Source organism: Mesorhizobium onobrychidis, from assembly GCF_024707545.1.
GTDB classification, from domain to species: Bacteria; Pseudomonadota; Alphaproteobacteria; order Rhizobiales; family Rhizobiaceae; genus Mesorhizobium; species Mesorhizobium onobrychidis.
The window spans coordinates 3,971,619-3,984,358 of the sequence record NZ_CP062229.1 but is presented as its reverse complement, the minus strand read 5'-3'; the positions used below and the strand labels follow the sequence as shown (position 1 = coordinate 3,984,358).

Sequence of the window (12,740 nt, the reverse complement as noted above, 5' to 3'; positions counted from 1 at the left end):
GCCGCCGGGGGGAAGGCCGGCGGATGGTTGCGATCGAAGAGCGAACTCTATATACTTCAGGTAAGTTACTTTTGGTACATAGCCATGTCAAGCACACCGAAAAATAGCGAAGCCACGCAGAGACGCGTTCGTCTCAGTCGCGAGCAGCGACTAAGCCAGCTCCTTGAGGTGGCGAGGTCGCTGGTTCGCGAAGAAGGCACCGACGCGTTGACGCTGCCGCGCCTAGCCGAACGGGCCGGTGTCGCCAAGCCGGTGGTCTATGACCATTTCCGGACGCGCAACGGTTTGCTGACCGCCCTCTATCAGGATTTCGACGCGCGCCAGACGGCGCTGATCGACGCCGCGCTTGAAGGAAGCGCTCCGGGTTTGGAGGAGAAAGCTTCTGTCATCGCATCGTCCTACGTCGAATGCGTGCTGGCCCAGGGCCGTGAGATCCCCGGCGTGCTGGCCGCGCTGGCAGGCTCGCCTGAACTGGAGACCGTCAAGCGCGACTACCAACTGGATTTCATCGAGAGGTGCCGGAAGGCGTTGGCCCCGTTTACAGGGCCAAGGGGGATCATGCAGGCCGGTTTTTGGGCGATGTTAGGCGCAGCCGACACCTTGTCCAATGCTGCCGCGACAGGAGAAATCACCGCTCAACAGGCGCAGGACGAACTTTACGAGACGATCGTTGCAATGATCGAGAGAAGCAATCGTCGACGCATGCCTCACAACTAAGAAGTTAGAGTTCCACCCGATTCCATCGGGGATCAGGTTCTAACCTTCCCCCAGCGAGGCCGGCTCATTGAAAATATCTCGCTGACGCTGGCATAGTCCATATAGCCGAGACGGCCGACATTGCCCGCCTTGACGATATCGAACATGCCGTCTTTCAGAAATGCATCATCGATATGCACGCCGACGACTTCGCCGGCAACGACGACAGCGCCGGTCAGCCTCCCGTCCAGCGCCTTTGGCCGCAAGATTTCCGTCACCCGGCATTCAAGCGCCGCGGGCGCCGCCGCCACGCGGGGTGCCGCAACCAGCCGCGACGGCGCCATGGTGAGATCGGCATAGTCGAATTCGGTCACGCCGCGCGGCGCATCGACCGCCGTGCGGACCATTTTTTCAGCAAGATCGCGGCTGACGAGATTGGCGACGAACTCGCCTGTTTCTTCGGCGAAGGTGGCGCTGTCCTTCTCGCCTTCGGACGAAAACCAGACGATGAAGGGCCGCGTCGAAAACGCATTGAAGAAGGAATAGGGGGCGAGGTTGACCTCGCCGGCCTTGTTCACCGTCGAGATCCAGCCGATCGGCCGCGGCGCCACGATCGCCTTGGACGGGTCATGCGGCAGCCCGTGACCTTTAGACGGCTCGTAGAACATTCAGCCCACCCACGGCCCCGCATAGTCGGCATAGAGCTTCGCCGGATCAGGCCGCGGCCGCTCGGGCGCCGGCCCCTGATAGGAGCCGATATGGACGAATCCGACGACCCGCTCATGCGGCGCCAGCCCCAGCATCGCCCTGCCCTCCGGCACATCGGAATACCAGTTGCTGATCATGTTGGTGCCATAGCCCAGCGCATTGGCTGATATCATCAGGTTCATCGCCGCCATGCCGCCGGACAGGAACATCTCCCATTGTGGGATTTTTGAGTTGTCCTTCGGGCTCGACACCACGCCGATCACCAGCGGCGCGCGCGAAAAGCGCGCCAGTTCCTGGTTGTGGCGGCCTTCTGGCAGCGGCCCTTCGCGCTGTGCGGCAAGGGCTGCCAGCTTCTTGCCGATCTCGACGCGTGCCTCGCCCCGGTAGAGGATGAAGCGCCAGGGCTCGAGCCGGCCGTGGTCCGGCACCCGCGAGGCGGCGGCAATCATCGTCGCGATGTCAGCGTCGCTGGGTGCTGGTTCCTTCAACTCCGGGATCGGCGCGGAATTTCGGGTCAGCAGAAAATCGATGATCGGCGACGCCATGGGCGCAAGTCTCCTTGGAATTTAAGCGGAAGCGCACCATCGGGGCATCGGGCGGCTCGGGCATTGGCGCGGCGCGCCGACAAAGAGCCTCTAGCAGAAGCTGATCGGACTCTTAAGCCTTGAAATTGCCACCGCCTTGGGCTTCAACGCAAGGCATGTTTGAGGGGACATTGCGACTTTTCCTGATCTGGCTCGCAGCCGCACTGTTGATGGTGCCGGTTTCGCTTGCCGTCGCTCAGGATGCGGATGGCCTCGGAGACCTGAAACTTCCCGGAATTTCGAGCTATGCGCCTCCGAAAAGCGAGACATCGCTGGCGGTGGGGAGCAGCGGGGCGATCACGCTGTCGGCGCAAATGACCGACAAGGGCGCCGACATCACACGCGGCATCGTCTGGCGCGTCTTCAAGCCTGACCCCACCGGCGACGGCAAGCTGCCGATGGTCGCTTCCGCCCATGGCGGCAGCGCGGTGTTCCAGCTCGAGCCCGGCAGCTATCTGGTCCATGCCTCTTACGGCCGGGCCGGCGCCACCAAGCGCATCACCGTCGGCAAGGACGCCAAGCGCGAAAGCCTCGTGCTCGATGCCGGCGGACTCAAGCTCGACGCCGTGCTGTCGGGCGGGGTGCGCATACCGCCGAAGAAATTGCGCTTTTCGATCTATGAAGGCCAAGCCGAGGCCAATCACGATCGCGCCCTGATCATACCAGACGTCGAGCCGAACAGCGTCGTGCGGCTGAACGCGGGCGTCTATCACGTCGTCTCGACCTATGGCTCGGTGAATGCGGTCATCCGCTCCGACATCCGCGTCGAGGCCGGCAAGCTGACCGAAGCGGCCGTCGAGCATCATGCGGCGGAAATGACTATGAAGCTGGTCCGCGAGTCGGGTGGAGAGGCGATCGCCGACACCTCCTGGTCGTTGCTCAACGAATCCGGCGATCCCATCAAGGAAACCGTCGGTGCCTTTGCCTCGATGGTGCTTGCCGAGGGCGACTACACCATCATCGCCAAGAACCGCGACCGGATCTACCAGAAGGATTTTACGGTCGTGGCCGGGCAGAACAAAGAAGTCGAGGTTTTGGCCACGGAGGCATCGGCGATGGATCCCGAGGAAGGCGCGGACTAACCGTCCGGACACTGCCGTGTAGATTCGGGTCCAGCAGCCTATGATTGTCGATCAGGCTGCCTTGCGTATGCGTCGCGGCAGGAATTGGCCGCGGCCGCGCGGTTCGGCCGGCGCCAGATCGAAAACGCCACGATGGAGGCGGTCGAGCAAAGCCTTGCGGTCGCGCAGCGGCTCCAGTTCGTCCCATCCCAACACGTCACCGATGCGCACGTCGATCGATTTGCCCGACAGCCGCGCGAATTCGTGGATGAGTAGGGAAATGCGCAGCGTCAGCGAAGCCCTCCCGACTAACTTCGCCACACGCCCGTCGCGCTCGGCCATGTTCATTGGTCCGCTGACCAGGTGGAACAGCCGGCCGTTCTGGCCGGAAAAGTGCATTGGGACAACCGATGCCTTGGCATCCTGGACGAGACGGGCCGGAAACATCTTCCACGGCAGATCACGCGCCCGGCCAAAACCTTTTGGCGCGGTGGAGACGCCGCCCGCGGGGAAGATGACGATGATGACGCCCTCTTTCAGCAGCCGCACCGCCTCATGGCGCACCGCCATGTTGTTCTTCAGCGCGTCCTTGGTCTCGGAAAAGTCGATCGGCAGCGAATAGGGCTCCATCTCGCGGATCTTGAGCAGATCCTTGTGGATCATGACACGGAACGGGCGCTGAAGCTGCTCGGCCAGCGAGAGCACCGCAATGCCGTCGCCGATGCCAAACGGATGGTTGGCGACGATCACCAGCGGCGTGTCCGGCAATTTTTCCGGCGGCCATTGGCCGGTGGTCCGCACCTCGACATCGATCAGCTCCAGCATGCGGCTGAACACGCGCTCGCCGGTCGGTACCACATGGCGCCGCCAAAAGTCATAGAGGACCGCGAAGCGGTCGCGACCGGACAGGCCTTCGATGGAGTGGATGAACCAGCGCGTCAATGCCGGCTGATGCGGGCTGGCATAGGAAAGCTCGGGAAACGGTATTTCGCGCATCTTCAGCTTGAGCATGAGGGCTCGTTACAAGGCTGGCGTGACAAGCATGTGAAATGGCGGGCATATGAAAATGGCGGTGGATCGCTCCACCGCCATTTCGTCGACAATCCGGCTGAAACTCAGGCCGCTCGTTTGCGCTTGCGGTCGGGCGTCACAGCCTCTTCGGTAAGCCTTGCTACCGCCTGGCCAAGGCCGAGCGATTCTTGGTCGCGCGAGCCGAGCCGGCGGATGTTGACCGTCTCTTCCTCCGCCTCGCGCTTGCCGCAGACGAGGATGACCGGAACCTTGGCCAGGCTGTGCTCGCGGACCTTGTAGTTGATCTTCTCGTTGCGAAGATCGGCTTCCGCCAACAGTCCGGCCGCCTTCAGCTGCGCCACGACCTTTTGCGCGTAATCGTCGGCATCGGAGGTGATCGTCGCCACCACCACCTGCAGCGGTGCGAACCACAGCGGGAAATGGCCGGAATAGTTTTCGATCAGGATGCCGAGGAAGCGCTCCATCGAACCGCAGATGGCGCGATGCACCATCACCGGTTGCTTCTTTTCCGAATCGGAACCGATGTAGAAGGCGCCGAACCGTTCCGGCAGGTTGAAATCAACCTGCGTGGTGCCGCATTGCCAGTCGCGGCCGATGGCGTCGCGCAGCACATATTCGAACTTCGGCCCGTAGAACGTGCCCTCGCCCGGATTGACGCCCGTCTTGATCCGGTTGCCCGACCGCGCCGCGATCTTGTCGAGCACGTCCTGCAGCACGCCCTCGGCATGATCCCACATTGCATCGGTGCCGACCCGTTTTTCGGGGCGGGTCGCCAGCTTGACGGTGATTTCGTCGAAGCCGAAGTCGGCGTAGGTCGACAGGATCAGGTCGTTGATCTTGATGCACTCGTCGGCGAGCTGTTCCTCGGTGCAGAAGATATGGGCATCGTCCTGGGTAAAGCCGCGCACGCGCATCAGCCCGTGCAGCGCGCCGGACGGCTCATAGCGATGAACGGCGCCGAATTCAGCCAATCTTACAGGCAGATCTCGATAAGACTTCAATCCATGCTTGAAGATTTGGACATGGCCGGGACAGTTCATCGGCTTCAGCGCGAAGACGCGGTCGTCATCAGTGTCGTCGCCGGCAACCGTCACCTTGAACATATTGTCCCGGTACCAGCCCCAGTGGCCTGAAGTCTCCCACAGCGAGTTGTCGAGCACTTGCGGAGCGTTGACTTCCTGATAGCCGAGGTCGTCCAGCCGGCGGCGCATGTAGTTGACCAGGTTCTGGAACATCCTCCAGCCCTTGGCATGCCAGAAGACGACGCCCGGCCCCTCTTCCTGGAAATGGAACAGGTCCATCTCGCGGCCGAGCTTCCTGTGGTCACGCTTTTCGGCCTCCTCCAGCATCATCTGGTAGGCATCGAGCTGCGCCTGGTCGGCCCAGGCCGTGCCGTAGATGCGGGTCAGCATCGGATTGTTCGAATCGCCGCGCCAATAGGCGCCGGCCACCTTCATCAGCTTGAAGGCGTTGCCGATCTGGCCGGTCGAGGCCATGTGAGGGCCGCGGCAAAGGTCGAACCAGTCGCCCTGCGCATAGATCTTGAGACCCTGATCCTCGGGAATCGCGTCGATCAGTTCCAGCTTGTAGCGCTCGCCCTTGTCGGCAAAGATCTTTTTCGCCTTCTCGCGCGACCAGACCTCTTTGGTGAACGGCTTGTTGCGCGCGATGATCTCGCGCATTTTCTTCTCGATCACCGGAAAATCGTCGGGCGTGAACGGCTCGTTGCGGGCAAAATCATAATAGAACCCGTTCTCGATCACCGGGCCGATGGTCACCTGCGTACCCGGCCACAATTCCTGCACGGCTTCGGCCAGCACGTGTGCTGCGTCATGGCGGATGAGTTCCAGCGCGCGCGGGTCTTCGCGAGTGATGATCTCGATCTTGCCGGACTTGCCGAGCGGGTCGGAAAGATCGCGCACCACGCCGTCGATGCTGTAGGCGACGGCCTTCTTGGCCAGCGACTTCGAGATCGATTCCGCCAGGCCGGCGCCGGTCATCGCCGCCTCATAGTCGCGGACGGAGCCATCGGGAAATGTCAGGGAAACGGAATTCAGCATAGAGTTCTCCTATCCAGTCCCGCAAACGAGCGCGGGTGGTAAAATGCATGTCGCCCAAAAGTGCGAGGCGGTTTTGCGGCTACGACATGCATAAAGTAAAAAGCCGGATGCGTCCGGCGGCAGTCTTTTATGGGCAGATTCCCGTGCCGTAAAGGCGAATGGCCGATCGCTTACTCTTGTTTGATGAGATTCGGCAGCTCTTTCAGGAACATCGCCCGCGTCTTAGGGCCCTTGGGCGTGTCGGATCGTTTCGTGTCGACCACAAGGCGAGCAAAAACGATCTTGCGAGCATCCTTTTGCGCCCAGCCGACAAACCAGCCAAGCGAGCGGTTGTCGGCGTCGTTGCGCAGGCTGGTCGTCCCGGTCTTGCCCTGCACCGTCCAACCACCTGCCTGGAAGGTCGGCAGGATCGCCTCAGTCATCGCGTAGGCCTTGCCCGAAACGGGCAGTTTGCGGGCAAGCAGCCAGCGCAGGAAATCGACCTGTTCGACCGGCGATATCTTGAGGGAAGAATTCACCCAGGACCGGGTGAGGCCATCATTCTTGCCGGGGGTGCCGGAAACATCGGTGTTGCCGTAGTCGAATTTCGAGACGTAGCCAGCAAAGCGCTCGCTGCCGAGCCGGCGTGTGATTTCCCGCGAAAACCACAGCACCGAGTCCTTTTCCCAGATCGTCGGGTCGACGGTTTTCTGGTCCCGCTTCACCGCATTGAACTCGGGCTTGTAGTCCCAGGCCGGCGTGTGCTCGTCGCTCAGGATTCCCGCGTCATAGCCGATCAGGGCCAAGGGAACCTTGAATGTCGAGGCGGGACTGAAGCGCTGGTCACAAACCCCTTGCCGATACAGCGTTTCGCCGCTTGCAGCATCCAGGATCAGCGTGCATTCGACGTCCTCCAGCGGCGCGGATTGAGCGCGGATCGGAAAACCCAACAGCCAGGCCAGAAGGTAGAGAACCAAGGCGAAGACGAAGGGAAGACGGTCTATTTGGCGCATTGGGCAATCTCTCCTGGGGGCTGTCAGGAGCGGCTTAGCGAGGCGTTTTGTCTCGATTTTGTCTCAAATGCGCAAGATGCGGTTAAGGTTAGCAAATCGTAAAGATCTGCCCGATTGCAGAGATCCTCTACCGGTATCAGCTTTCCGACTCACCGCGCTTTTTCCCGATCCGCCAATACCGCCAGGGCGTGAACCAGACATAGCGGTCTTCCAGCACCTCCGGCACACGATCGATGCCATGCGTTCCGCCCGGCCCGCAGCGCAGCACGCGGAATAATCCCATCCACCCGCCGGCCCACAGCCCATGGCGGGCGATCGCCTCGTGCGCGTATTCGGAGCAGGTCGGCAGATGCCGGCAAGAATTGCCGACAAAGCCGGACAGCGTCAGCTGGTAGAAGCGCACGAGCGAGGTGCCGAGGATTCGGCCGGGCGTCTTGCGCCACGGGCCGGGCCAGTTGCGCGTGTATCGCGGCCTCTGATGCTGGTGCGCGTGATCCGTAGCCATTTGACGCTACGCCGCCTGTTCGGCGCGCTTCTTCTCGATCTGGCCGATCGCGTCGACCACCGCATCGAAGGTCAGCATGGTCGAGGCATGGCGCGCCTTATAGTCGCGCACCGGTTCGAGATATCTGAGGTCGGCGAAGCGGCCGTCGGGCGGCGCGCCGTTTTCCTTCAGCATCTTCAGCATCGTCTCGCGAACGCTGCGCAATTCATCCGCGCTGGCGCCAACGACATGCTGCGCCATGATCGAGGACGACGCCTGGCCAAGCGCACAGGCTTTAACGTCATGGGCGAAATCGGTGACGACGCCATTATCCATCTTCAGATCGACGGTCACGGTCGAGCCGCACAGCTTGGAATGCGCGCGCGCGGTTGCGTCGGGATGGTCGAGCCGGCCGATCCGCGCGATATTCCCGGCAAATCCCAGAATTTTCGCATTGTAGACATCGTCGATCATATTTTTCCAATCCGTCGCCGCCGAGCGAACAGCGATTGCCGCTGACGGTCTTCCTTTCGCTCGGCACGATCATATATAATGCTGGTACGCGGGTATGGACAAGGTAACCAACAACCTCGTCCTTGCTCGAATCAGTTCACGCCGCTTACGGGCTGGAAACCGGGCACGTTTCTAACACCCGAAAGGTCGTGGTCCGTTCAACTCGTTCCTCCTGAGAGGGGAACTACGGGAGACGCCTTTATGGATGCCGTCATCAAGAAATTCATGCCCCCGTCCGCCTATATGGAAAAGCCGGTCACCGATCGGCCGACCGAAGCCGAAGCCGAGGCCGCGGTTCGCACGCTGTTGCGCTGGATCGGCGACAATCCGGACCGGGAGGGCCTGGTCGATACGCCAAAGCGTGTGGTGAAGGCCTATCGCGAAATGTTCGGCGGCTACGACAAGTGCCCGGCCGAGGAACTAGGCCGCACCTTCGAGGAAGTCGCCGGCTATGACGACCTTGTCCTCGTCAAGGATATAACGTTCCATTCGCATTGCGAGCACCACATGGTGCCGATCATCGGCAAGGCGCATGTCGGCTATCTGCCGGATGGCAAGGTTGTCGGCCTGTCCAAGATCGCGCGAGTCGTCGATATCTTCGCCCAGCGCCTGCAGACCCAGGAAGCCATGACCGCACAGATCGCCGGCGTCATCCAGGACGTGCTCAATCCGCGCGGCGTCGCCGTCATGCTCGAAGCCGAGCATATGTGCATGGCCATGCGCGGTATCCGCAAGGAAGGCTCCACTACCCTGACCTCGACCTTCACCGGCGTTTTCAAGGACACGCCCGAGGAACAGGTCCGTTTCGTCACCATGGTGCGCGGCGGCAGGGGCTGAACGACCGTCGCCGATCGCCAGCCATGATCCCGAGAAGTGGGAACCGGTTCTCGTATAAGATCATGGCCAAACAACAAGACAGGGCCTCGCCCATTCCGATCCTATCGGAATGGGCGAGGCTCTGAACAAGGACCGGCGATGTCGGCAGTGGAATTTCCGAAAGCTCCATCAGACAAGAAGGCACTGGAAGAAAGCACGGTCTTTTCGCCGCGCTTCGATGCCGGCGGCCTTGTCACCGTCGTCGTCACGGATGCCGAAGACGGCGTGCTGCTGATGGTCGCGCATATGAACGCCGAAGCGCTGGCGCTGACGCTGGAAACCGGCATCGCCCACTACTGGTCACGGTCGCGCAACGCACTGTGGAAGAAGGGCGAAACGTCCGGGAATGTCCAGAACGTCGTCGAGATGCTCACGGATTGTGACCAGGACGCAATATGGTTGCGCGTCAAAGTGATGGGCCACGACGCAACCTGCCACACCGGCCGGCGTTCCTGCTTTTATCGGACGGTGGGGCTGATCGATGGCAGGGGGACGCTTGCCGGCGACGGCAGTAAGCCGCTGTTCGATGCGGAAGAAACGTATCGAAAGCCCCATGAACCATCCAAATGAACCATTCGCCGAACTGCAGCCTCGTATATTCATGATTTCGATACAGCCAGCCTTTATGTTGGCCGTGGGACAAGGGAGATTGTGATGCTCGAATGGGCGTCATCGCGCAACAGACCGGACGTTCGAGAGGCCAATGGCCTGTCATCGTCCGCCGGTGCATCCGAAACGAACCCCGCCAAGAAAACAGGCATTTCGCTGGCATTGGGCGGCGGCTGCGCGCGCGGCTGGGCCCATATCGGCGTGCTGCGCGCGCTCGACGAAGCCGGCATCGAAGTGTCGATGATCGCCGGCACCTCGATCGGCGCGCTCGTCGGCGGCTGCTATCTTGCCGGCAAGCTGGACGAGTTGGAAGAATTCGCCAGAAGCCTGACCAAGCGGCGCATTTTTGGTCTTCTCGATCTCAATCTGCGCGGCAGCGGACTGTTCGGCGGCATGAAGCTCGATGCACGGCTGCGCGAGCACATGGCCGGCATCCGTTTCGAGGATCTGCCCAAGCCTTTCGTCTGCGTCACCTCGGAGATCCGCACCGGCCATGAAATCTGGCTGTCGGGCGGGTCGCTGATTACCGCCATGCGCGCCTCCTATGCTCTGCCCGGCGTTTTCGAACCGGTCAGTTGCAACGGGCGCGTGCTGGTCGACGGTGCGCTGGTCAATCCGGTTCCGGTCTCGGTCTGCCGCGCCTACGAGCAGCCGCTCGTGGTCGCGGTGAACCTTCACTACGATCTGTTCGGCCGCGCCGCCGTCATCAAGCACAGCGCCGGCGAACTGGTCGTCGAAAAGGATGCGCCAAGGCCCGGCCAGATCGACGCAGGGCACCAGTACCAAACACGGCTCGGCATCACCGGCGTCATGGTCGAAGCCTTCAACATCATCCAGGACCGCATTTCGCGTGCGCGACTTGCCGGCGACCCGCCTGACATGTCGCTGCAGCCTAAGCTCAGCCATATCGGCCTAACCGAGTTCCACCGCGCCGACGAGGCGATCCGCATCGGCTATCAGGTGACAATGGCCCAGATCGGCGAACTGGCCCGGCTGCAGACGGTTCTGGCTTAGTTCCTCGATATAGGTGTTGGCAGGTTGCAGGCTGTTGGCAGCCAGGATTTCACCGTTCGTTTGAGTGGACCATCGCCGACATTGGAGATTGGCCGAAGCCTCCCACCTTCGTCATCCCTGGGCGAAGCAGGGGCAAAGCTCCGTCGCGGAGACCCTGGGATGACGAAGCGATGGGCGTTTCGGCTAGCCTCTAAGGTTTGCGATTCCCAACGCAAGCACGTCCGACCTATCAAAACTTCTGTGCTAATGACCTAAGCCGCCTCACAACGCTCAAGCCAACGCGGCATCGACGATGCGGAACTGCACCGTGCGGTTGCCGTTCCAGTGATTGCCCGACAGCGAACCCGCGACGTGCACCGGCTTGCCCCTGTTCTTGAACAGGAATGCGCCGAGTGCCGTATCGACGGCGCGAAACGCGATCGCCTGGATGCGGCCGCCGCTTTCCGACTGCAACTCGGCGCGGACGTGATTGGTGCCGACCGGCCTTGCATCGGCGAGGCGATGGCGCGGCAGCGCGAAGATCGGTGCGACATGCCCGGCGCCGAACGGGCCGGCTTTCTCCAATGCATCGAGCAGGCCGAGCGTCGCGCCCTCGGCGGCCAGCGCACCGTCGATCGCCAGGCTTTCCTCGCCTTGCAGCCGGAACACGTCGGCCGCCGCTCGTTCCTCGAAGAAGGCCCTGAGCGCGCCAAGTTTCGCCCGCTCCACTGTGATGCCGGCCGCCATGCCATGGCCGCCGCCTTTGACGATCAGCCCGGCAATGGCCGCCGCGCGCACCAGCCGGCCGAGGTCGAAGCCCGACACCGAACGGCCCGACCCCGTGCCGACACCGTTGGCGTTGAAGGCGATGGCGAAAGCGGGCCGGCGGGCATGGTCCTTGAGCCGCGAGGCCAGCAGGCCGACGATGCCCGGATGCCAATTGGAGCTGGCGGTGACGACGATGGCCGGCCCATTGCCGCCGGCAAGCTCGGCATCGGCCTCCACGCGTGCCGCGGCCAGCATTTCCAGTTCCATCTGCTGCCGCTCCTGATTGAGCCGGTCCAGCGTCTCGGCGATGGTGCGGGCCTCGACGGGATCGTCGGTGGCGAGCAGGCGGCTGCCGAGCGCTGCGTCGCCGATGCGCCCGCCGGCATTGATGCGCGGGCCGATCAGATAGGCCAGGTGGAAGGTGCTGACCGGCTCGCCGATGCGCGAGACCCGCGCCAACGCCGCCAGCCCTTCGTTCCTCTGCTGGCGCGCCATCTGCAGTCCCTTGACCACGAAGGCGCGGTTGACGCCGGTCAGCGGCACCACGTCGCAGACGGTCGCCAGGGCCACAAGATCGAGCAGGCCGAGCAGGTCGGGCGGTTCGGCATCCGGCAACCGGCCGCGCAGGACCTTCGCCGTCTGCACCAGAGCCAGGAAGACGACGCCGGCGGCACAAAGATGGCCCTGCCCCGAAAGGTCGTCCTCGCGATTGGGATTGACCACCGCTTCCGCTGCCGGCAACGGACCGCCGAGTTGGTGATGATCGAGCACCACGACATCGGCGCCGACAGCGTTCGCCGCGTCGATGGAAACGGCGCTGTTGGTGCCGCAATCGACGGTGACGATCAGCGTTGCGCCGCGTGAGACGAGTTCGCGCATGGCTTCCGGATTGGGGCCGTACCCTTCGAAGATACGGTCCGGTATGTAGATCTCCGCTGGCACGGAGAAATGCGTGAGAAACCGCTTGAGCAGCGCCGACGAGGCGGCGCCGTCGACGTCGTAGTCCCCGAAGATCGCCACTCTTTCCCCGGTCACGATCGCTTCAGCGATGCGGGCGGCGGCCTTGTCCATGTCGGTCAGCGACGCCGGGTCCGGCAAAAGATCGCGGATGGTCGGATAAAGGAACCGCTCGGTCTGCTCGGCGGTCACGCCGCGCCCGGCAAGCACGCGCGCAACGATGTCCGGCACGCCATAGCCTTGCGCTATGGCAAGCGCGGTCATGTCCTGCCGCTCGGTCAGCCGGTGTTCCCAGGAAACACCTGATGCCGACTGCCTGACGTCGAGGAAGATACGGTTTTCGCCCGTCATGCGACGCGCCGTCTGCGGATTGTCATTTCTCACAATATGCGACGGCTAGCCGAGTC

Annotated in this window: 13 protein-coding genes; 5 read left to right on the top strand and 8 right to left on the bottom strand. The window is 62.4% G+C overall.

The features are described 5' to 3' along the window. The first annotated feature begins 84 nt into the window (after positions 1-84). A complete protein-coding gene (locus IHQ72_RS19820) occupies positions 85-717 on the top strand; it encodes a TetR/AcrR family transcriptional regulator (protein WP_258123885.1) in 633 nt (210 codons plus the stop codon). A gap of 32 nt (positions 718-749) precedes the next feature. On the opposite strand, the gene IHQ72_RS19815 is transcribed toward IHQ72_RS19820, so the two are convergent. Together IHQ72_RS19815 and IHQ72_RS19810 are read right to left on the bottom strand one after the other, a co-directional pair. Beyond that, on the bottom strand, positions 750-1,364 hold the full coding sequence (locus IHQ72_RS19815) for a flavin reductase family protein (RefSeq protein WP_258116687.1): 615 nt from the start codon (positions 1,362-1,364) through the stop codon (positions 750-752). Then, positions 1,365-1,949, bottom strand: a complete 585-nt coding sequence (locus IHQ72_RS19810; RefSeq protein ID WP_258116685.1) for a nitroreductase family protein — start codon at positions 1,947-1,949, stop codon at positions 1,365-1,367. A 155-nt stretch (positions 1,950-2,104) separates the two neighbouring features. On the opposite strand from IHQ72_RS19810, the gene IHQ72_RS19805 reads away from it, so the two are divergent. Next, entirely contained in the window at positions 2,105-3,070 is a 966-nt protein-coding gene (locus IHQ72_RS19805; protein ID WP_258116683.1) for an RgsD C-terminal domain-containing protein, read from the top strand. A 51-nt stretch (positions 3,071-3,121) separates the two neighbouring features. Here the strand turns inward: IHQ72_RS19805 and IHQ72_RS19800 are convergent, their stop codons facing one another. From IHQ72_RS19800 to IHQ72_RS19780, 5 genes are all read right to left on the bottom strand, one after another. Next, entirely contained in the window at positions 3,122-4,060 is a 939-nt protein-coding gene (locus IHQ72_RS19800) for a lysophospholipid acyltransferase family protein (RefSeq protein WP_258116682.1), read from the bottom strand. Between the two features lie 104 nt (positions 4,061-4,164). Further along, positions 4,165-6,141 carry a threonine--tRNA ligase gene (gene thrS / locus IHQ72_RS19795; RefSeq protein ID WP_258116681.1) on the bottom strand — a complete coding sequence of 659 codons (1,977 nt, stop codon included), beginning with the start codon at positions 6,139-6,141 and terminating at the stop codon, positions 4,165-4,167. 170 nt (positions 6,142-6,311) lie between these two features. Next, complete coding sequence (gene blaOXA, locus IHQ72_RS19790; protein ID WP_258116680.1) at positions 6,312-7,133, bottom strand: class D beta-lactamase; 822 nt, start codon at positions 7,131-7,133, stop codon at positions 6,312-6,314. 136 nt (positions 7,134-7,269) lie between these two features. Beyond that, positions 7,270-7,638, bottom strand: a complete 369-nt coding sequence (yidD, locus tag IHQ72_RS19785) for a membrane protein insertion efficiency factor YidD (protein ID WP_258116679.1) — start codon at positions 7,636-7,638, stop codon at positions 7,270-7,272. A gap of 6 nt (positions 7,639-7,644) precedes the next feature. Continuing rightward, positions 7,645-8,091 carry an iron-sulfur cluster assembly scaffold protein gene (locus IHQ72_RS19780; protein ID WP_258116678.1) on the bottom strand — a complete coding sequence of 149 codons (447 nt, stop codon included), beginning with the start codon at positions 8,089-8,091 and terminating at the stop codon, positions 7,645-7,647. A 240-nt stretch (positions 8,092-8,331) separates the two neighbouring features. Between IHQ72_RS19780 and folE the strand changes: the two genes are divergently transcribed. From folE to IHQ72_RS19765, 3 genes are all read left to right on the top strand, one after another. After that, the gene (folE, locus tag IHQ72_RS19775; RefSeq protein WP_258116677.1) at positions 8,332-8,967 is read left to right on the top strand and encodes a GTP cyclohydrolase I FolE; all 636 of its coding nucleotides are present in this window, start codon (positions 8,332-8,334) and stop codon (positions 8,965-8,967) included. Positions 8,968-9,105: 138 nt separating this feature from the next. Then, positions 9,106-9,576 carry a phosphoribosyl-AMP cyclohydrolase gene (gene hisI / locus IHQ72_RS19770; RefSeq protein WP_258116676.1) on the top strand — a complete coding sequence of 157 codons (471 nt, stop codon included), beginning with the start codon at positions 9,106-9,108 and terminating at the stop codon, positions 9,574-9,576. A gap of 84 nt (positions 9,577-9,660) precedes the next feature. Further along, the gene (locus IHQ72_RS19765) at positions 9,661-10,629 is read left to right on the top strand and encodes a patatin family protein (protein WP_258116674.1); all 969 of its coding nucleotides are present in this window, start codon (positions 9,661-9,663) and stop codon (positions 10,627-10,629) included. 270 nt (positions 10,630-10,899) lie between these two features. Here IHQ72_RS19765 and recJ read toward each other — a convergent pair whose 3' ends face one another. Next, positions 10,900-12,684: a single-stranded-DNA-specific exonuclease RecJ gene (gene recJ, locus IHQ72_RS19760; RefSeq protein ID WP_258116673.1), complete on the bottom strand. Its 1,785-nt coding sequence runs from the start codon at positions 12,682-12,684 to the stop codon at positions 10,900-10,902. Between the last annotated feature and the right edge of the window lie 56 nt (positions 12,685-12,740).

Excerpts from the sequence above, each read along its gene's own strand:
- thrS (WP_258116681.1), bottom strand. The coding sequence starts at position 6,141 with ATGCTGAATTCCGTTTCCCTGACATTTCCCGATGGCTCCGTCCGCGAC.
- IHQ72_RS19820 (WP_258123885.1), top strand. The coding sequence starts at position 85 with ATGTCAAGCACACCGAAAAATAGCGAAGCCACGCAGAGACGCGTTCGT.
- yidD (WP_258116679.1), bottom strand. The coding sequence starts at position 7,638 with ATGGCTACGGATCACGCGCACCAGCATCAGAGGCCGCGATACACGCGC.
- IHQ72_RS19780 (WP_258116678.1), bottom strand. The coding sequence starts at position 8,091 with ATGATCGACGATGTCTACAATGCGAAAATTCTGGGATTTGCCGGGAAT.
- recJ (WP_258116673.1), bottom strand. The coding sequence starts at position 12,684 with ATGACGGGCGAAAACCGTATCTTCCTCGACGTCAGGCAGTCGGCATCA.
- IHQ72_RS19810 (WP_258116685.1), bottom strand. The coding sequence starts at position 1,949 with ATGGCGTCGCCGATCATCGATTTTCTGCTGACCCGAAATTCCGCGCCG.
- blaOXA (WP_258116680.1), bottom strand. The coding sequence starts at position 7,133 with ATGCGCCAAATAGACCGTCTTCCCTTCGTCTTCGCCTTGGTTCTCTAC.
- hisI (WP_258116676.1), top strand. The coding sequence starts at position 9,106 with ATGTCGGCAGTGGAATTTCCGAAAGCTCCATCAGACAAGAAGGCACTG.
- IHQ72_RS19765 (WP_258116674.1), top strand. The coding sequence starts at position 9,661 with ATGCTCGAATGGGCGTCATCGCGCAACAGACCGGACGTTCGAGAGGCC.
- IHQ72_RS19805 (WP_258116683.1), top strand. The coding sequence starts at position 2,105 with ATGTTTGAGGGGACATTGCGACTTTTCCTGATCTGGCTCGCAGCCGCA.
- IHQ72_RS19815 (WP_258116687.1), bottom strand. The coding sequence starts at position 1,364 with ATGTTCTACGAGCCGTCTAAAGGTCACGGGCTGCCGCATGACCCGTCC.
- IHQ72_RS19800 (WP_258116682.1), bottom strand. The coding sequence starts at position 4,060 with ATGCTCAAGCTGAAGATGCGCGAAATACCGTTTCCCGAGCTTTCCTAT.
- folE (WP_258116677.1), top strand. The coding sequence starts at position 8,332 with ATGGATGCCGTCATCAAGAAATTCATGCCCCCGTCCGCCTATATGGAA.